The organism is Paenibacillus validus NBRC 15382 (genome assembly GCF_004000985.1).
Taxonomy (GTDB): Bacteria; Bacillota; Bacilli; order Paenibacillales; family NBRC-103111; genus Paenibacillus_G; species Paenibacillus_G validus.
Map to the genome: position 1 here is coordinate 1 of NZ_BIMH01000011.1, position 19327 is coordinate 19327.

The 19327-nt window shown below is 55.2% G+C and carries 20 protein-coding genes and 1 other annotated feature; of the genes, 17 read left to right on the forward strand and 3 right to left on the reverse strand.

Going from position 1 to position 19327, the window contains the following annotated elements; all coding sequences use genetic code 11:
- The first annotated feature begins 190 nt into the window (after positions 1-190).
- From spoIIGA to ileS, 11 genes are all read left to right on the forward strand, one after another.
- Positions 191-1099 (forward strand): sigma-E processing peptidase SpoIIGA, encoded by a 909-nt coding sequence (spoIIGA, locus tag PVA01S_RS09835; RefSeq protein ID WP_127607233.1) that lies wholly within the window; start codon positions 191-193, stop codon positions 1097-1099.
- A 47-nt stretch (positions 1100-1146) separates the two neighbouring features.
- The gene (gene sigE / locus PVA01S_RS09840; protein ID WP_054795533.1) at positions 1147-1869 is read left to right on the forward strand and encodes an RNA polymerase sporulation sigma factor SigE; all 723 of its coding nucleotides are present in this window, start codon (positions 1147-1149) and stop codon (positions 1867-1869) included.
- 159 nt (positions 1870-2028) lie between these two features.
- Positions 2029-2811: an RNA polymerase sporulation sigma factor SigG gene (sigG, locus tag PVA01S_RS09845; RefSeq protein ID WP_127607235.1), complete on the forward strand. Its 783-nt coding sequence runs from the start codon at positions 2029-2031 to the stop codon at positions 2809-2811.
- A gap of 156 nt (positions 2812-2967) precedes the next feature.
- Positions 2968-3270: a YlmC/YmxH family sporulation protein gene (locus tag PVA01S_RS09850; protein WP_054795534.1), complete on the forward strand. Its 303-nt coding sequence runs from the start codon at positions 2968-2970 to the stop codon at positions 3268-3270.
- 74 nt (positions 3271-3344) lie between these two features.
- Positions 3345-4205 carry a peptidoglycan editing factor PgeF gene (gene pgeF, locus PVA01S_RS09855; RefSeq protein WP_127607237.1) on the forward strand — a complete coding sequence of 287 codons (861 nt, stop codon included), beginning with the start codon at positions 3345-3347 and terminating at the stop codon, positions 4203-4205.
- A 69-nt stretch (positions 4206-4274) separates the two neighbouring features.
- Complete coding sequence (locus PVA01S_RS09860) at positions 4275-4964, forward strand: YggS family pyridoxal phosphate-dependent enzyme (RefSeq protein WP_127607239.1); 690 nt, start codon at positions 4275-4277, stop codon at positions 4962-4964.
- A 30-nt stretch (positions 4965-4994) separates the two neighbouring features.
- Positions 4995-5423, forward strand: coding sequence for a cell division protein SepF (locus PVA01S_RS09865; RefSeq protein ID WP_127607241.1), 429 nt, complete (start codon positions 4995-4997; stop codon positions 5421-5423).
- A 23-nt stretch (positions 5424-5446) separates the two neighbouring features.
- Complete coding sequence (locus PVA01S_RS09870) at positions 5447-5716, forward strand: YggT family protein (protein ID WP_054795537.1); 270 nt, start codon at positions 5447-5449, stop codon at positions 5714-5716.
- A gap of 16 nt (positions 5717-5732) precedes the next feature.
- The gene (locus PVA01S_RS09875) at positions 5733-6515 is read left to right on the forward strand and encodes a YlmH family RNA-binding protein (RefSeq protein WP_127607243.1); all 783 of its coding nucleotides are present in this window, start codon (positions 5733-5735) and stop codon (positions 6513-6515) included.
- A 120-nt stretch (positions 6516-6635) separates the two neighbouring features.
- Positions 6636-7115, forward strand: coding sequence for a DivIVA domain-containing protein (locus PVA01S_RS09880; RefSeq protein ID WP_127607245.1), 480 nt, complete (start codon positions 6636-6638; stop codon positions 7113-7115).
- An 84-nt stretch (positions 7116-7199) separates the two neighbouring features.
- Positions 7200-7466 (forward strand) — a binding site (T-box leader).
- A 56-nt stretch (positions 7467-7522) separates the two neighbouring features.
- Complete coding sequence (gene ileS, locus PVA01S_RS09885) at positions 7523-10300, forward strand: isoleucine--tRNA ligase (protein WP_127607247.1); 2778 nt, start codon at positions 7523-7525, stop codon at positions 10298-10300.
- A gap of 96 nt (positions 10301-10396) precedes the next feature.
- On the opposite strand, the gene PVA01S_RS09890 is transcribed toward ileS, so the two are convergent.
- Complete coding sequence (locus PVA01S_RS09890; protein ID WP_127607249.1) at positions 10397-11158, reverse strand: TraR/DksA C4-type zinc finger protein; 762 nt, start codon at positions 11156-11158, stop codon at positions 10397-10399.
- 106 nt (positions 11159-11264) lie between these two features.
- On the opposite strand from PVA01S_RS09890, the gene lspA reads away from it, so the two are divergent.
- Genes lspA through PVA01S_RS09905 form a run of 3 tightly spaced genes read left to right on the forward strand, consistent with a single transcriptional unit; the run spans position 11265 to position 13937 of the window.
- Positions 11265-11795 (forward strand): signal peptidase II, encoded by a 531-nt coding sequence (gene lspA / locus PVA01S_RS09895; protein WP_054795539.1) that lies wholly within the window; start codon positions 11265-11267, stop codon positions 11793-11795.
- Positions 11792-12748: an RluA family pseudouridine synthase gene (locus PVA01S_RS09900; protein WP_054798716.1), complete on the forward strand. Its 957-nt coding sequence runs from the start codon at positions 11792-11794 to the stop codon at positions 12746-12748. The genes lspA and PVA01S_RS09900 overlap by 4 nt, the downstream gene beginning before the upstream one ends.
- A gap of 16 nt (positions 12749-12764) precedes the next feature.
- Positions 12765-13937, forward strand: coding sequence for an aminotransferase A (locus PVA01S_RS09905; RefSeq protein ID WP_127607251.1), 1173 nt, complete (start codon positions 12765-12767; stop codon positions 13935-13937).
- A gap of 82 nt (positions 13938-14019) precedes the next feature.
- On the opposite strand, the gene PVA01S_RS09910 is transcribed toward PVA01S_RS09905, so the two are convergent.
- Together PVA01S_RS09910 and dapD are read right to left on the reverse strand one after the other, a co-directional pair.
- Positions 14020-15168 (reverse strand): N-acetyldiaminopimelate deacetylase, encoded by a 1149-nt coding sequence (locus tag PVA01S_RS09910; RefSeq protein WP_054795541.1) that lies wholly within the window; start codon positions 15166-15168, stop codon positions 14020-14022.
- A 95-nt stretch (positions 15169-15263) separates the two neighbouring features.
- A complete protein-coding gene (gene dapD, locus PVA01S_RS09915) occupies positions 15264-15977 on the reverse strand; it encodes a 2,3,4,5-tetrahydropyridine-2,6-dicarboxylate N-acetyltransferase (RefSeq protein ID WP_054798717.1) in 714 nt (237 codons plus the stop codon).
- A gap of 499 nt (positions 15978-16476) precedes the next feature.
- On the opposite strand from dapD, the gene pyrR reads away from it, so the two are divergent.
- The 3 genes from pyrR to PVA01S_RS09930 are packed head-to-tail and all read left to right on the forward strand — an operon-like array spanning position 16477 to position 19293.
- A complete protein-coding gene (pyrR, locus tag PVA01S_RS09920) occupies positions 16477-17058 on the forward strand; it encodes a bifunctional pyr operon transcriptional regulator/uracil phosphoribosyltransferase PyrR (protein ID WP_054798759.1) in 582 nt (193 codons plus the stop codon).
- The gene (locus PVA01S_RS09925; RefSeq protein WP_127607253.1) at positions 17055-17963 is read left to right on the forward strand and encodes an aspartate carbamoyltransferase catalytic subunit; all 909 of its coding nucleotides are present in this window, start codon (positions 17055-17057) and stop codon (positions 17961-17963) included. Before pyrR ends, PVA01S_RS09925 begins: the two co-directional genes overlap by 4 nt.
- A gap of 46 nt (positions 17964-18009) precedes the next feature.
- On the forward strand, positions 18010-19293 hold the full coding sequence (locus PVA01S_RS09930; protein ID WP_127607255.1) for a dihydroorotase: 1284 nt from the start codon (positions 18010-18012) through the stop codon (positions 19291-19293).
- Positions 19294-19327 lie beyond the last annotated feature (34 nt).

Here is a 19327-nt window from a genome sequence, read left to right on the forward strand (position 1 = left end):
TGCCGTATTAGCCTCTGGGCACAGCTTGGATTAGGCCGATCGGAGGTCAAGGACGTCCCTACCCGTTTGCAGCAACCGACAAAAAAAGATGCTTCCTCCTGTCATGTTTAGACAGACTTTGGAATACCATTGCTATATACTTGTCTCATTCGCAAAAAAGCATGGTGGCGGTAAAGAGAGGTGACGGAAAATGGTCGTTTATATCGATATCATTTTCCTCATCAATGTGTTGATCGACGGCACTTTGATTTGGATGACCGGGTGGTCGCGCAAGCTGCGACTACGTCCGTGGAGGCTTGTACTATCCGCCGTGATCGGCGGCAGTTATGCGGTTTTTTTGTTTTTTCCGTCGCTTGGTTTTATGTACACCTTTGTCGCCAAGATGGCGTTTTCCTTCGCGATGATGCTGACAGCGTTCGGCTTCGGAGGGATGGTGCACTTTTTACGCAACCTGGGCACGTTTTATGTAATCAATTTCGTAGCGGCCGGATGCGTCGTCGGATGCATGTATGTGCTGCAGTCGTCGCACGACATCTTGAACGGGGTCATGTTCGGTCGCGGATTGACGGGAACGCTTCCGCCCCTCATTATCGCGATTCCGCTAGCCATGTGGATCTACAAGCGGGTTGTGCTGGCGTTAAAGCAAAAGCAAGAAATCGCTTCCTTCATGGCTAAAGTGGATGTGTACATTGATGCGATCGCCTCCAGCTGCACCGGTCTGATCGACACGGGCAATCAACTGTACGACCCGCTGACGAAGACGCCGGTGATGGTAATGGAAGCCTCGCAGTGGGGGGAGTGGATCCCCGAGACGTGGATGGTCAAAATCAGGCGGGCTGAAGTCGACCAGATCGTAGGCGCCATCGGTACCGAACCTTTCATCTGGCAGGACCGGCTGCGGCTGGTGCCTTACCGGGGCGTGAATCGAAGCACGCAGTTTATGCTGGCGCTCAAACCGGACAAAGTGGTCATTACGACGGAAAGCGGACAAATCGAAACGATCAAGGTGCTCATCGGACTTGACGGCGGGCGCTTAAGCTCGGATAACGCTTACCAGGCCATTATTCACCCTTCATTGGTGCAAAGCCACAGCGGTTAGCGTCAAACCAACAGCGGTCAACATACCGGAATAGGAGGTAGTCGAACATGTTAGTCAAGTGGAAGCTAATGCTGCAAATCATGTATTTTCGTCTTTTGCTGCTGCTCGGGCTTAAGGGAGAAGAGATTTATTACATCGGAGGAAGCGAAGCGCTGCCGCCCCCGCTCACCCGCGAAGAGGAAGAATATTTGCTGGAGAAGCTTCCGTCGGGCGATGCGGCCATCCGGGGGATGCTGATCGAACGAAATCTCAGATTAGTCGTATACATTGCGCGTAAATTTGAGAATACCGGCATCAATATCGAGGATCTGGTGTCGATCGGAGCAATCGGTCTTATTAAAGCGGTGAACACCTTCGATCCGGAGAAAAAGATCAAGCTTGCCACGTACGCTTCCCGCTGCATTGAGAACGAAATATTAATGTATTTACGCCGAAACAGCAAAATCCGTACGGAAGTCTCGTTCGATGAGCCGCTTAATATCGATTGGGACGGCAACGAGCTGCTGCTGTCGGATGTTCTCGGCACGGAGAACGATACGATATACCGGAACATTGAGGAGCAGGTGGACCGGAAGCTGCTGCATAAGGCTTTAGATAAATTGTCCGAACGCGAGCGCATCATCATGGAACTGCGTTTCGGGCTGCGGAACGGCGAAGAGAAGACGCAAAAAGATGTGGCCGACATGCTCGGTATTTCGCAATCGTACATCTCCCGCTTAGAGAAGCGAATTATTAAGCGGCTTCGCAAAGAATTTAACAAGATGGTGTAAAATCCGGAGGGTGAAGAAAAAAGCTGCAGTTCGTTCTGTAGCTTTTCCGCGTTCCAGCAGGCCATTCGCGGGTGCTGCGGCGAGTTGGAAAAAAACGCATAAAAAAAATGTCCAGGGGGATAATGTACATTAATGTTTCTCCTTGGGAGGTAATCACGAATGACCCGAAACAAAGTCGAAATTTGCGGCGTCGATACGGCAAAGCTACCGGTTTTGACCAATGCGGAAATGCGTGAACTGTTCGTCGGTTTGCAAACGAAGAATGAACGATCTGCAAGAGAGAAATTAGTAAACGGCAACCTCCGGCTGGTGCTATCCGTTATTCAACGCTTTAACAACCGGGGGGAATACGTGGACGATCTGTTTCAAGTCGGTTGTATCGGACTGATGAAAGCCATTGATAATTTTGATTTAAGCCAAAATGTAAAGTTTTCGACGTACGCCGTTCCGATGATTATCGGGGAAATTCGCAGGTACCTGCGGGATAACAACCCGATTCGGGTATCGCGTTCGCTGCGGGACATCGCTTATAAGGCGCTCCAGGTCCGCGACCAACTGACGAACCAAAACTCGCGCGAGCCCACGATTTACGAAATTTCCGAAGCACTGAACGTTCCTAGGGAAGATGTCGTCTTCGCGCTCGATGCGATCCAGGATCCGGTGTCGCTGTTCGAGCCGATTTATCACGACGGGGGCGACCCGATTTACGTAATGGATCAAATTAGCGACGATCGCAACAAGGATGTGTCGTGGATCGAAGGAATCGCCTTGCGGGAAGCGATGCGCAAGCTGAACGACCGGGAGAAAATGATTTTATCCATGCGGTTTTTTGACGGAAAAACGCAAATGGAAGTCGCCGATGAGATCGGCATTTCGCAAGCGCAAGTCTCTCGTCTGGAAAAATCGGCCATCTCGCAAATGCAAAAGCACGTAAAAAACTGAAACAGCCGCACCTCAACCGTGAAAATCCGACCCGAACCGCAGGCCAAGCCCGTGGGAAAGGTCTTTTTTTATATGGAAAACGGTACACGCATGGACATTTTGCCCAACTTTCACATACACATAAAGTATCAACTAAAGCTCGGTGGTGAGGGCAGCTTGAAAATATCCGATTTTCAAACGAAGGACGTCATCAATATCGTGGACGGCAAGAAGCTGGGGCAAATCAGCGATCTGGAGCTCGACCTGCGGAACGGGCGAATCGAGGCGATTGTCGTTCCGAACTCGCCGCGTTTCTTCGGATTGTTCGGGGGCGCGACGGACGTTATTATCCCATGGCGCAATATTGTGAAGATCGGGATGGACGTCGTGCTTGTGAAAATCGAAGATATGCGCAGCGTCCGGCAGGAGGAGACCGAGGTCTCCTACGAATACAACCGCAATTACCGCGAAGGGAATTAAGCGCCGAATGGGGTGTTCTTTTCAGGCGTATCGTGTATACTGAATGGTAAACGATGACAGGGGGCGCAAGGGGAATGGAACCTTTTGTTCTCGAGAAAGCCGATAACGGCTGCGAGTTGTTAGCCTTGGCGCCTTTCACGCGCGCCTATCCGCAGCTGTCCGCCGGATTTACGACACGGCTTGGCGGCGTTAGCCGAGGCGATTTCAGCAGCTTGAACTGCGGGCTTCACGTTGCGGACGAACCCGGCGATGTCGTGCGCAACCGGCGTCTGTTGGCCGAGGCGCTGGAGTTTCCGTTCGACGCCTGTACGTATGCCGAACAGGTGCACGGCAACGAGATTCAAGTGGTAACGAAAGCATGGCGCGGAGCGGGCAACGACTCGCGCGAGAAGGCGCTGCAGGCGAAGGACGGGTTCGTGACGAACGAACGCGGGGTTTACTTGCATGCGCTGTTCGCGGACTGCGTACCGCTTTACTTTTACGATCCGATCCGTCAAGCGGTCGGGCTGGCGCATGCCGGCTGGAAGGGCACCGCACTCCAAATCGCCAAGGCGCTGCTGGAGACGATGAGCGCCGCGTACGGCACGAAGCCGCGCGATGTGAGAGCGGCGATCGGGCCTTCGATCGGTGCCTGCTGTTACGAGGTGGACGACACCGTCATCGGGCGGATCGACCGGGCGCTTCGCGAGGCGGATGAGGAAGCAACCGTTCAACCGGCCGACGTACTGTGTTACGAGCAGCAGCCGAACGGCAAATATAAGTTAAACTTGCAACAAGTCAACCGACAAATTATGATAAAAGCAGGAATATTGCCGTCTCATATCGAAATAACAGGTTTATGCACAAGCTGTCATACGGATCTGTTCTTTTCGCATCGGAAGGAAGGCGGCAGGACGGGCCGAATGGCAGCTTGGATCGGGCTCCGGGAAGCGTAGAGGCTTCCCGCGTTAGAAGCCGTTCGCTGTCTCGAACGCGGCCGATCGTAAATGGGGTGAATAATGAAGTTGAACAATCAATTGGCAGATCGCATACAGCACGTGCAGGAACGAGTGGCAGCCGCTTGCGCCCGCTCGGGCCGCGACCCGAAAGAGGTGCGGACGATTGCCGTTACGAAATACGTTTCGCTGGCGACGACCGGACAAGTTCTCGAAGCCGGACTTACGCATATCGGCGAGAACCGCTGGCAGGATGCGGCGGCCAAGTGGGAAGCGTTCGGATCGAAGGGCACGTGGCATTTTATCGGACATTTGCAAACGAACAAAGTAAAGGACGTCATCGGCAAGTTCGCCTATATTCATTCCTTGGACAGGCTGTCGCTCGCCAAGGAGATTGAGAAGAAAGCTTCCGGGCTGCAGCTGCAGGTGCCTTGCTTCATCCAGCTGAACGTATCCGGTGAGGAGTCGAAATACGGATTGGAGCCGGAATCGCTGATCTCGTTCGTTAGAGAAATACGGGGAATGGATTCGATTCGGATTGCCGGGTTGATGACCATGGCGCCGTACGAAGCGGAAGCTGAGGAAACCAGGCCTGTATTTCGGGGGCTTCGGGAGTGGCGCGACCGCTTGAACGACGCCGGCGTACTTGATTACGAAGTGTCGGAATTGTCCATGGGCATGTCGAACGATTACGAAGTGGCAATCGAGGAAGGCGCGACTTGGGTGAGGCTCGGCTCTATTTTGGTGGGTAAAGAATAAAGCGTCACCAAACAAAGGGAGGGAACGGATATGGGCGTTTATAACAAGTTTATGAATTTGATCGGCCTGCAGGAAGAGGAAGAGCTCGTCGAGCGCGAGCGCAGCTTGGAGCAGCATGAAGAAAATGAAACTCCGGCGCAGGAAGTGCGTAAAACTAAAGGGAACATTGTGAGCATTCATTCGCAAAAAAATATTCGGGTCGTCCTGCACGAGCCGCGTTCTTACGAGGAAACGCAGGAAATCGCCGATCATCTGCGTTCCCGCCGCCCGGTTGTCGTCAACCTGCACCGCGTTCGTTCCGATCAGGCGACGCGGATCGTCGATTTCCTGAGCGGTACGGTGTACGCTTTGAACGGCTCGATCTCCAAGATAGGTCCGAATATTTTTCTGTGCACGCCGGATACGGTTGAAATTCACGGTTCCATCTCGGAATTGCTCAACCAGGATGAACAAGCTTGACTACAAAAACGAGGTGAACGTATTTGAGCTCTATTGAAGGTTTCATATCCACACTCGTCAACATTTATCAATACGTGCTTATCGCTTACGTGCTGCTTTCCTGGCTGCCTAACGCGAGGGAGAGCTTCATCGGCGAAATACTGGCTAAGCTGTGCGAGCCGTATTTGGGTCTGTTTCGCCGCTTCATCCCGCCGATCGGAGGCATGATCGACATTTCGCCGATCGTCGCCTTAATTGCGCTACGTTTTATCGGCATGGGATTGGCCGTCGTCATCGGCTACATCATCCCTTAATTGAAGGTGATTTCAACTGACGCAGGATAACATTTACGCTCACTTTCACCCGGATGAGCATCGTTTCGTCGATCAAGCCGCCGAATGGGTGGCCAGGGCCGAGCAGCATGAAGTGAAACGGACCGATTTTTTAGACCCAAGACAAGCGTTCATCTTAACGAGTCTCGTGAATCGAAGCGCAGACGTGCAGGTTCGCTTCGAGGGAGGTCACCCGAACGCCGAGCGGAAGCGGGCGATTGTCGCCCCGGATTACCGCGTACTGGATGATGAAGAGATGGGCATCCGGCTAATCGAAGTGTCTTCCACAGACGACAGCCTGGGCGATTTGGACCATGGCGACTATATGGGCGCAATACTCGGTTTGGGCATTAAACGGGATAAAGTCGGCGACATCTATGTGCTGCCGACCGGATGCCACTTTCTTGCCGCCGCAGAGATCGCCGATTATATCGTGCTTCACTTGAACCAGGTGCATCGTGTGCACGTGCATACGGGCACGCTGCCGCTGGACAAGCTGCAGGCCACGGAAACGAAGCTCGACGACATGAACTTGACCGTCGCTTCCCTCCGCTTGGACGGGATTGTCAGCGACGTGTACCGGCTCAGCCGCGCGAAGGTGCTTGTTCCGATCAAAGCGGGCCGCTGCAAAGTGAATTGGAAGCAGGAAGAGGATCCGAGCAAGCCGCTGAAGCAGGGTGACGTCGTGTCGCTGAAGGGGTTCGGCAGGTTCAAAGTGTTGGAAGTCGAAGGGCTGACCAAAAAAGGCAGGTATCGCATTCGAATCGGCAAATATGCATAAATTGCCGATTTTTTTGATTTATGCAGGCAGGAAAAATCTAAGTATTGTCGAAATATACCAATACGCATGGATGTCGAACATCATCGGCGCACGTTGCTCAAATATGCAGGAGGTGCAAGAATGGCTTTAACACCGCTCGATATACATAATAAGGAATTTAGTCGTTCGTTCCGAGGATATGACGAGGATCAGGTCAATGAATTTTTGGATCAGGTTATTAAAGACTACGAGGCGTTAATTCGTGAAAATAAAGAGATGCAAAATCAATTGATTACGATTCAAGAGCGGCTGGATCACTTTGCAAACATTGAGGAAACGCTGAGCAAGACGATCATCGTCGCTCAGGAAGCTGCGGATGAGGTAAAAACGAACGCGAAGAAAGAAGCACAGCTCATCATCAAGGAAGCGGAGAAAAACGCCGATCGGATTATTAACGAATCGCTTTCGAAGGCGCGCAAAATCTCGGTTGAGATCGAGGAGCTGAAGAAACAGGCATCGATCTACCGTACCCGTTTCCGGACGTTAATCGAAGCGCAGCTCGAACTGCTCAGCAAGGAAGATTGGAACTCGCTTGAGCGCACGGAAGTGGAGCAGCCGTAAACCGGACAAGCCCGGATATTCATACAAGCCGTGTCAGTTGACGATGCGCGCAAATTTCGATATACTCCTGTTAAGTTACCATATGTGAAAGCGAAGACTGGGACGAGTACTTGGCGTACGGCTGAAGCAAGCGATTCGGGGGTTGGTGCGAGCCCGGACTTCGGCGGCTTAGGAATATCACCCAGGAGCGTCTCTTGAACCGATGCGTAAGTAAAGAGCAACGGATGATCCCGTTATCGATCATGGAGCGAAGATTATAAGCCAATTGATTCATCCGGTCGGGCGTCAGCCGCGGATGGGGTTGGCTATTGTCTTAATCAGGGTGGTACCGCGAGACTTCTCGTCCCTATGGGATGCGAGGTCTTTTTTTTTGTTTGGTTTGAATCAAGTCAGGAGCGTGGGTAAATATGTCAAACGTAGATTATGGAAAAACGTTAAACCTGCTGCAAACCGAGTTTCCGATGCGCGGGAACTTGCCGCAGGCCGAACCGAAAATGCAGCAGCACTGGGAAGAGATTGACATCTACCGTCTCGTGCAAGAAAGCCGCAAAGGCAAGCCGAAATTTATACTGCATGACGGTCCTCCGTATGCAAACGGGGATATTCATATCGGCCATGCGCTGAACAAAGTATTGAAAGATATTATCGTCCGCTTCAAAACGATGCAGGGCTACGACGCCCCGTACGTGCCGGGCTGGGACACGCACGGCTTGCCGATCGAGCAGGCCATCGCCAACGGCGGCAAGGTCGACCGTAAAAAAATGAGCGTTCCGGAATTCCGCGATTACTGTAAAGCCTATGCCCTCGAGTGGGTCGAGAAACAAAAGAAACAGTTCAAGCGGCTAGGTATCCGCGGCGATTGGGAGAACCCGTACGTAACCCTGCAGCCAAAATACGAAGCCCAGCAAATCCGCGTGTTCGGCGGCATGGTGAACAAAGGTTACATCTACAAAGGGCTGAAGCCGGTCTATTGGTCTCCGTCCTCGGAGAGCGCGCTGGCCGAAGCGGAAATCGAATATAAAGACAAAACTTCAACCTCGATCTATGTGGCGTTTCAAGTGAAAGACGGAAAAGGCAAGCTGCCCGAGGATGCCGCGATCGTCATCTGGACGACGACGCCTTGGACGCTTCCTGCCAACCTCGGGATCAGTCTGCATCCGGAATTTGACTACGTGCTGATAGAGGCGGCCGGCCGCAAGTTTGTGCTTGCGCAAGGGCTGCTCGAAGCGGCGGCGAAGGAAATCGGCTGGACAGACGTGAAGGTGCTGTCTGCCTACAAAGGCGCCGAGCTGGAGCATGTGCTCTGCCAGCATCCGTTCTACGACCGCACGTCCCTCGTGATGGTCGGCGAGCATGTCACGCTGGAAGCGGGTACGGGCTGCGTTCATACCGCGCCGGGTCACGGGGAAGATGACTTTGTCATCGGGCAACGTTATAACATCGGCGTGTTGTGTCCGGTGGACGATCAGGGGCATTTTACGGCGGAAGCGCCGGGCTTTGAAGGCATGTTCTACGATAAGGGAAACAAGGTGATCACGGAGATGCTGCAAGCTTCCGGCCACCTGCTGCATATGAACACGATCCAGCATCAATACCCGCATGACTGGCGGACGAAGAAGCCCGTTATCTTCCGTGCGACCGAGCAATGGTTCGCTTCCGTCGATAAATTCCGTCAAGCGATGCTGGACGAAATCAAACGCATCGACTGGACGCCGGAGTGGGGCGAGACCCGTCTGCACAACATGATCGCCGAGCGCGGCGACTGGTGTATTTCCCGGCAACGGGCATGGGGCGTTCCGATTCCGATCTTCTATTGCCGCAGCTGCAACGAGCCGCTCGTGAATGAGTCGACGATCGAGCATGTTGCGGGCATCTTCGAGCAGGAGGGCTCGAATGCATGGTTCTTGAAGGATGAGAAAGAGCTGCTGCCGGCAGGTACCGTGTGCCCGTCCTGCGGACACGACCATTTCCGCAAAGAAACGGATATTATGGACGTATGGTTCGATTCCGGCTCCAGCCATGTAGCGGTATTGGAGACGCGCGAGGAACTGCAATGGCCGGCTGACTTGTATTTGGAAGGATCGGACCAATATCGCGGCTGGTTCAACTCCTCGTTGATCACGGGTGTTGCGGTGAAGGGGCAAGCGCCTTACAAAGGTATCCTGTCCCACGGCTTCACGCTGGACGGCGAAGGACGGAAAATGTCCAAGTCACTCGGCAATACGATCGATCCGAAGCAAGTGGCAGACAAGCTGGGCGCTGAAATTTTGCGTCTGTGGGTGTCCTCAACCGACTTTCAGGCGGATCAACGCATCTCGGATAACATCTTGACCCAAACGTCCGAGGGTTACCGGAAGATCCGCAACACGCTGCGCTTCCTGCTCGGCAACCTGTCGGATTTCGACCCGGCTCGCGATCGCGTCGACGTGTCTGCTCTGAACGAGCTTGACCGATTCGCCATGATTCGTCTGCACCGGATGGCCGACAAAGTAATTAAAGCTTACGACAAGTATGAGTTCCATGTCGTTTATCAAGCGGTGCATCATTATTGCGCCGTCGAAATGAGCGCGTTCTACCTGGATATTCTGAAAGATCGCCTGTACGCCAGCGCGGCGGCGGATCCGGAGCGAAAAGCGGCACAAACCGTATTGTACGACACGCTAACGGTTATAACTAAACTGATCGCGCCGATCCTGCCGCATACCGCGGACGAAGTGTGGAAATATATCCCGGGCACGGAACTGGCCAGCGTGCAGCTCGCCTATTTGCCGGAAGTGAATGCGGACTTGTTCGATGAAGCGTTGGAGCAGAAGTGGGAATCGTTCATCTCGCTGCGTGACGATGTGCTGAAGGCGCTGGAAGAAGCGCGCAAGGAGAAGCTCATCGGGAACTCGCTCAGCGCTTGCGTGCATCTGTATCCGAATGCGGAAGCCGCGAAGCTGCTTGCCGGCTTTGACAGGCTGGATCTGCTCTTCATCGTGTCGGGTGTCGTCGTGCACGAAGCGGGAGAGACGGTGCCTGCCGGGGCGCATGCATTCAAGGAAATGGCGGTGTCCATCGCTGTAGCAGACGGTGAGAAGTGCGAGCGCTGCTGGATCGTCACGCCGGAGGTTGGACACGATCCGGAGCATCCTACGTTGTGCAAACGGTGCTCAGGCGTCTTGAAAGAAGGCGCTGCGGTTTAACCCGGTGTATCCGCGCAAACAAGTAACGAGCGATCTCCGGCTGAGGCCGGAACGCTCGTTACTTGTTGCGTTGATTCCGTATTCCGCACGCAACGTTCAGTCGTAGCTGTCCTCCACGGAAGATTCTTGTTCCAGTAAGCCGTAGCCTTCGCCATTGCGCATATAATCGCGGTAAGCCTGGTTGCGGACGACGGTGACCTGTTGGCCGTACAGATCGGTCGCGACGAAGCTTTCGAACGATTCGACGTAACCGACATTCTCTTCGGCTTCGATCTCCATATCGTTGTAGTTGTTGGATATATCCGGATCTTCCGCCATCGCCGGGGAATTGGATGTGCCCCAGCTCTCCACGATTTGCCAAGCGTCTTCGCCGTCAAATTGATTTTGATCGGGGAGCTCGTCCAAGCTCGTACGTCCGAATGGCGGAGCCAGCAGCTGCTCTTCCACAGGTCTGCGCTCCGATTCGTTCGGGTCGGGCACATGCTTGACGCAGTACGCCGCGGTAGGCATAGCTTGCAGCCGTTCGAACGGTATCGGTTGCCCGCAAGCGCGGCACGTTCCGTATGCACCCGTTTCGATGCGTGCGAGCGCTTCGTTGATGTCGGTTAAGTGACGTTCCGCATTTTCAAGCAAAGCGATGTCTTTAGCCCGCTCGAACATTTCGCTGCCGAGGTCGGCCGGATGGTTGTCGTAAGCGGATAGTTCACCGGTTTGATCGCGGAGCGAATTTTCCAGGCCTTCGTGCTCTCGGTCGGTCAAGTGCGCTTGAAGCCACTGCTGCTCTTCCTGAAGCTTAGCGCTCAGCTCCTGCAGTTGGGCCCCGGATAACGCGTGATCCCGGGATGGAACGTTCGTCAAGATGATCGCCTCCTCGAGGTGGTTGCCTACCGTTAGTTTAAGCGGACCGGAATTTTTTTAGCTAGGTAAATCCTTGTAATGTCAGCTCGAATAAGGGGTTGTTCCATTGAAATATTTACAATACTACGTGTACGCCGTCATCGTGCTGCTTATCGACCAAGCGACGAAATGGGTGATTGTCAACCGCTTGGTGATTGGAGAATCGCGTTCCGTTATCGGCGAATTTTTCCAAATTACGTCGCACCGGAATAAAGGAGCGGCCTTCGGCATCCTGCAAAACCAACGATGGTTTTTCATCGTTATCACGATCTTTGTCGTGATCGGTATCATCTGGTATTTGAAAAAGACGTTGGACGAAGGCAAGAAGCTGCTGCCGTTTGCGTTAAGCTTGCTGCTGGGCGGAGCGCTCGGCAATTTCATCGACCGGGCGAGAACGGGCGAGGTGGTTGACTTCTTCCAATTTACATTCGATTTCAGCTGGCTGCAGACGCCTTATATTTTCCCCATTTTCAATGTGGCGGATTCCGCAATCGTCTCCGGCGTCGCTTTGATCTTCCTGGACGCGTTAATCAGTTGGCGCCGCGAGGCGAAGCAGAACGTCAAGACCGGATCGGAAAGCGGGGATTTGCAGCCATGAGCGGAGTGCAGCAAGAAGTCTCCGGGGATTTGGATTCCCGCCAGGAATGGGTCATTGAAGCGACGGAAGCGGGCGAACGCATCGACAAGTTTCTAACCGAGGCGCTGGATGAGGAGGTGTCGCGGACGCAGGTGCAGCAATGGATCAAGGAAGGCCATGCAACTATCGACGGCCGCGTGGTCAAGCCGAACTACAAGCTGAACGAGGGCGAAACGCTGGCGCTGATCATCCCCGAGCCGCAGGAGCTGGAAGTGGCCGCGGAGCCGATTCCGCTCGATGTCGTCTACGAGGACTCGGACGTGATTGTCATCAATAAACCGCGCGGCCTTGTCGTGCACCCGGCGCCCGGCCATTACAGCGGCACGCTCGTGAACGGGCTGATGTACCACTGCCAGGACTTGTCCGGCATTAATGGGGTGATGCGTCCCGGCATCGTGCACCGGATCGACAAGGATACTTCGGGACTGCTGATGGCTGCGAAGAACGACCTGGCCCACAGCGGGCTGGCCGCGCAGCTGAAGGCGCACACGGTCAACCGCAAGTATATCGCCCTTGTGCACGGCAACGTGCCGCACGACAACGGAACGATCGATGCGCCGATCGGCCGCGATCCGAAGGACCGCAAGCTGTACACGGTCACAGAGAAGAACAGCAAGCGTGCCGTCACGCATTTTCTCGTATTGGAACGATTCGGCGACTACACGTTAGTCGAGCTGAAGCTGGAAACGGGACGAACGCACCAGATTCGCGTCCACATGAAGTTTATCGGGCATCCGCTGGTCGGCGACCCGGCCTACGGCCTGTCGAAGAGCAGGGGCGTCGTCATGGAAGGGCAAGCCTTGCATGCCGCCGTCCTCGGCTTCGAACACCCGCGCTCCGGAAAGTGGCTGGAGTTTGAAGCGCCGCTGCCGGACGATATGCTGCGATTGTTGGACGTACTAAAAACGCGATAAGGAATGAAAGCCGGACATGGAACAATTGGAGAGGCTCATTAATCCGCGGGTCAAAGACATTCAAATTTCAGGCATCCGTAAAATTTCGAATCTGGTCAGCGGATATAAGGATGCGATTACACTGACCATCGGGCAGCCGGATTTTCCGACGCCTGAACATATTTTGCACGCGGCGGAGCAGGCCATCGCCGACCACCGCACGACCTACACGCCGAATCCGGGGCTGCCGGAACTGCGGTCGGCCATTTCACAGTTCGTGAAGGGGAAGTACGGACTGGAGTATGCCGCAGCGGACGAAATCATCGTGACGACTGGCGCAAGCCAGGCGCTCGATATTACGCTGCGGACGCTGCTGACCGAAGGCAGCGAGGTTATTTTACCGGGTCCGATCTATCCCGGCTATGAGCCGCTTGTCCGATTGTGCGGAGGCGTACCGGTCTATGTGGATACGCGATCCAATGGCTTCAAGCTGACTGCAGAACTGCTTGAGCCGCATCTGACGGACCGGACCCGCTGCGTCGTTCTCTGTTACCCGTCAAACCCGACCGGTCGCGTCCTGGCGCCGGAAGAGCTGGCGGAGATCGGACAATTGCTGGCCGATCGGGAAGTGTTCGTCATCGCCGACGAAATTTACAGCGAGCTTATCTACGATGCGCCGCACCGCTCTTTCGCGGCCGTGCCGGGCATGCGTGAGCAAACGATCGTCATTAACGGTTTGTCGAAATCCCATTCCATGACAGGCTGGCGGATCGGCTTCACGCTTGCGCCCGCCTACTTGTCCCAGCATATGGTCAAGGTTCATCAGTACAACGTGACCTGCGCAAGCTCGATCAGTCAATACGCGGCGATTGAAGCGCTGACAGCGGGCGTGGATGACGCTGCCCCCATGAAAGCCGAGTATCGCAAGCGCCGCGATTTCGTATACGACCGGTTGACCGGCATGGGCTTTACGCTGGAGAAGCCGGAAGGGGCGTTCTATATGTTCCCTTCGATCGAGCGGTTCGGGTTGACGTCGATGGAGTTCACGATGCGTCTGCTCGAGGAGCACCGCGTCGCGGTTGTTCCGGGGGATGCCTTCTCGCATTTCGGGGAAGGGTACGTGCGGCTTTCGTATGCATACGGGATGGATGTGCTGGAAGCCGGGATGGACCGGCTGGAGGCGTTCGTGAAGAAGCTGCCCCACCGTTGAATTTGGCGCCATGTTATCGAATTTTAACTGCGCAAACAGCCGTTCGGAATGATCCGGACGGCTGTTTGCATATCATTTCAGGCTATTGCTCCGACTTCCAGGTCAGAAAGCGGGTCATGAGGCCGATGGCCGTATCGATGGCCGCTTCGTCTGGCTCGATCTTCGCATGATGCAGCCCGTACGGGGTATTGACGCCGAGCCAGAACATGAAGCCGGGAATCGATTCGAGGAAATATCCGAAATCTTCGCCGGTCATCGCTTCCGTACATTCATGAAGCTTCACGCCGAACTCCGCCTGCGATTCGCTGAGCCAGCTCATAAACTCCGCGGTCACGGACTTTTCGTTATACACCTGCATGTAATTTGAACCGTAATCGATCTCAGCTTTACAGGCGAACGAAGCCTCTATGCCGTTCACGATCGCTTCTATGCGCGATTTAACGAGCTTCATCGTATCGGCGGATAAAGTGCGGATCGTTCCTTCGAGGCGCGCCCGCTCCGCGATGATGTTCTGCTTCGTGCCGCCGTCGATCTTGCCGATCGTGATCACGGCGGAGTCGAGCGGGTTCACATTGCGCGCGATGACGGTTTGCAGCTGGCCGACAAGCTGACAAGCGGCGACGACCATATCGTTGGCGTTGTGCGGGAAGGCGGCGTGCCCCCCGGTGCCCACAAGGTCGATAAAGAGCTCGGACGTGTTGGCGAACAGGATGCCGGGCTTCGTCGCAATCGTGCCGACCGGATATTCCGGGGCGATATGCAGCGCGAAGATCTCGTCCGGACGCCAAGCCTGAAACTCTTCGCTTTCGAGCATCGGAAGCGCGCCGCCCGGACCTTCCTCCGCCGGTTGAAAAATAAACGTCAAATCGTCGCGGATCGGATGAGAGGCAAAATGGGCCAAAATCCCGAGCCCGATGCTCATATGCAAATCGTGGCCGCACGCGTGCATGAAACCGGGATGCGTCGATTTGAACTCGTAACCGGTGTCCTCCTGAATGGGCAAGCCGTCCATATCGGCACGGTAGCCGTACCTGCGCTTCGGCGCGGTTCCGCGAACGTTCACGAGAAGACCGGTCCGCCATTTGCGAACTTCGATGCGGTCCTGCGGCAGACGGGAAATAAAGTCAAGCAAATAAGCTTGCGTTTTGAATTCCTGGAAGCCCGGTTCGGGGATTTGGTGCAGCTCGCGGCGCACCTGAACGAACGGGCTGGGAATGACGGTTTTGCTCATAAGCGAACCAGAGCCTCCTATAAGAAAGCAATTTGGGCCGTGCACGGTTAACAGAAAGGCCCGGCGCCAGGCGCCGAGCCGCATCCATGCGCTATTTACAAGGTGCGCAGGTCTTTCAAAATTTCCGTTTTGGACTTTGTCTTGTCGTCCACTTTCTTGATCACGCGTGCTGGCGTACCCGCCACAACACTGAAAGGAGGCACATCTTCCACGACGACCGCGCCGGCCGCCACGACGGAACCTTCCCCTACGCGCACGCCTTCCAGAATAACTGCGTTCGCGCCGACGAGCACATCGTCTTCGATCACGACCGGCTGCGCCGAAGGCGGCTCGATGACACCCGCGAGGACGGAGCCTGCGCCGATGTGGCACATTTTACCGACTTTCACGCGGCCGCCGATGACGACGCCCATATCGATCATGGTGCCTTCGCCGATGGAAGCGCCGATGTTGATGACGGCACCCATCATAATGATGGCGTTGTCGCCGATGCCGACCATATCGCGGATGATGGCGCCCGGCTCGATGCGGGCGTTGATGCCTTTCAGGTCGAGCAGCGGAATGGCGGAGTTGCGGCGGTCGTTCTCGACGACGTAGTCTTCGATTTTCGCGCTTTGCTCGTCAAGCACCGCTTTAATATCGGTCCATTCGCCGAACAGGACGCCGCTTTTGCCGGATACGAACGCTTGGATCGTATCGCCGAAAGCGATGGATTCCAAATCGCCTTTTACATATACTTTCACCGGGGTTTTCTTTTTGCTTGTTTTGATAAGATTAATGACTTCTTCGGTATTCATTTCGATCGACATAATGTTTCACTTCCACTCCTTATGTAAGGTTGCCGCTCGGACAAGCGGACACGAACTACATCTTTTATAGCACAATCCACCGTTTCTAGCAATGTTTAAGACCCCGCATGCCGCAAAAGGAGACCGGGCCCGAACGCGATAACGCAACTGGCGGCCCTGACAGGAAAGGCAATGCCGATTCATCGTCCGCTTGTTCGGTTCGAACGATGAAGGCACCTCGACGTCTATTGACATCCGCTGTCGAACGTGGGATAATGCTCGTAACTGAAAAGCACCTTTAAAATGCAGTCCCGTGAGGCTGACAAGGTGAACGACGAATTGAACGGTCTACCCGGAACGGAACGACTTGGGTTGGTTATGTCCAGCTCATTCCGGTTCCTGCGGGCAGGTTCTATTTTCGCGCACGCTAACCTTGTCCACACGGCAAGGTTTTTTTATGTCTTGCGCAGTCGATCGCTTTGTGATGAAGGAATACAACGGTGAGGAGGTTCCGGTGTTCATGCAGCAAACCGAGCTTGTGCTAATGGACGATACGGCCATACGACGAGCATTGACGCGTATCGCCCATGAAATATTGGAACGAAACAAAGGCTTTGAAGATTGCGTACTCATCGGGATCCGCACCCGGGGCATTCATCTGGCCCGGCGGGTCGCTGAGAAAATTGTCGAAATCGAGGGAGCTAACGTACCGATCGGGGAAGTGGACGTCACGCGATATCGCGACGACCGGACCATCTCCGCACCCCCGCACGTAACCGCCTTGAGCGAAGAGGCGGCTGCGCTCGAAGCCGGACGGCAAAGCCTCGTGGTTCATAAGAAGAAAGTGATTTTGTTCGATGACGTATTGTACACGGGACGAACGGTGAGGGCGGCGATGGATGCGCTGATGGATCTCGGGCGGCCGCAATCGATACAACTGGCCGTGCTCGTCGACCGCGGACACCGGGAGCTGCCGATCCGGCCGGATTACGTGGGGAAGAACGTTCCGACCTCGCGAATGGAGAGCATTGAGGTGCACTTAACGGAATCGGACGGCGCGGACCAAGTGCTCATCACAGGACAGAGGAGGCAAGGCGAATGACACGAACTCAGCTTTTATCCGATAAACATCTGCTCGGAACGAAAGGGCTTAGCGCCGAAGAGCTGACATCCATTTTGGACCGCGCCGCTTACTGGGAGCAATATCCGGTGAAGGTGACCGGTCATTTGCAAGGCCGCTTCGTGGCCAACATGTTTTTTGAGAACAGTACGAGAACGAGATTTTCCTTTGAGGTTGCGGAAAAGCGGCTTGGCGCTGAAGTGCTCAATTTCACAGCCGCCGTATCCAGCGTTCAAAAAGGCGAATCGATTTACGATACGGTACGAACGCTGGAGTCCATGGGCATCGACGCCGGCGTCATCCGCATGAAGCCGAACGGTCTCTTGCCCGAGCTGGTGCAAAAAATCAAGGTGCCGCTGATCAACGCCGGCGACGGCAACAACGAGCACCCGACGCAGGCGCTGCTCGATCTGTATACGATCCGCCAAACATTCGGCGGCTTCAAAGGGCTGCACGTCGCCATCATCGGCGACATCCAGCACAGCCGGGTCGCCCGCTCGAACTTGTGGGCGCTGCAAACGCTTGGCGCGAGGGTCAGCTTCTGCGCGCCGCAAGGCATGCGTGCGGATGAGCTGGGCGAGCACGCGCCTTATGTTACGATCGACGAGGCGCTGTCGGCCGACGTCGTCATGATGCTGCGGGTGCAGCTGGAACGCCACGAAGGCACGCTGTTCGGGTCGGCGGAGGAATACCGCGCCGCCTACGGGCTGACGTCGGAGCGGGCTGCGCGAATGGCGCCGCACGCGATCATCATGCACCCGGCCCCGTTCAACCGGAACGTCGAAATCGACGACGAGCTGATCGAGTGCGAGAAGTCGAAAATTTTTACGCAAATGAGCAACGGCGTGCCGATTCGGATGGCCGTGATCGAGCGCGCGTTGAGCTAAGCGAAGGGGATTGCGCGAAACATTTTAACCATATGTGGAGGTTTTCATGGGAATTTGGATCTTGAACGCCCGCGTTGTCAGCGCAGGGAATGAAACACAAGCGAAGCACGTGCTGGTGGAGGGCGGTCTCGTGGCCCGTATTGCAGATGCGGACGGCACGTCGCCGGATGTCGGCGGACATGAAGTGATCGATGCCAAGGGCAAGCTGCTGACGCCGGGATTGATCGACATGCACGTGCACCTGCGCGAACCTGGCTTTGAACATAAAGAAACGATTGCGACCGGTACACGCTCGGCTGCCCGCGGAGGTTTCACAACCATCGCCTGCATGCCGAACACGAGGCCGGTCATCGACACGGTCGAGACCGTGAAGTACGTGCTGGACAAAGCGGAAACCGAAGGCGTCGTCCGCGTGCTTCCGTACGGCTGTATTACGAAAAACGAGCTCGGCCGCGAGCTGACCGACTTCGAAGCACTGAAGGAAGCGGGCGTAATCGGGTATACGGATGACGGGGTCGGCGTGCAAAGCGCTCAGATGATGAAAGACGCGATGGCTAAAGCGGCCTCGATCGGCATGCCGGTTATCGCGCACTGCGAAGACAACACGCTGGTAGAGGGCGCCGCCTTCTCGGAAGGCTCTTTCGCTCGCAAGCACGGGCTGAAGGGCATTCCGAACGAGTCGGAAGCGATTCATGTGGGCCGCGATATTTTGCTGGCTGAAGCGACGGGCGTCCATTATCATGTGTGCCACGTCAGCACGGAGCAATCGGTCCGGCTGATCCGGCAGGCGAAACAGATCGGCATCAAGGTGACGGCGGAGGTATGTCCGCACCATCTGCTGCTCTCGGACGAAGATATTCCCGGACTCGACGCCAACTGGAAAATGAATCCGCCGCTGCGCACGCCGCGAGACGTGCAGGCTTGTATCGAAGGTCTCATGGACGGTACGATTGATATCATCGTAACGGACCACGCGCCGCACAGCGAGGAAGAGAAGGCGCGCGGCGTACAGCTCGCTCCGTTCGGCATCGTCGGCTTCGAGACGGCCTTCCCGCTTCTGTACACGAAGTTCGTGGAAACGGGGGCCTGGAGTCTGGAGTTTCTGATCGACAAGATGACGAAGCTGCCGGCCGAAGTGTTCGGACTGCCGTGGGGAACGATAACTGAAGGTAAACCGGCGGATTTAACCTTGATCGACCTGGAGTCGGAGAAAGCGGTCGATCCGGCGGAATTCGCTTCGAAGGGACGCAACACCCCGTTTACGGGCTGGGTGCTTAAGGGCTGGCCGACGCTGACGATGGTGGAAGGCAAGGTTGTTTGGTCGGTATGATGTAAAGCTTGAAAACAACATTACATAAGGAGTG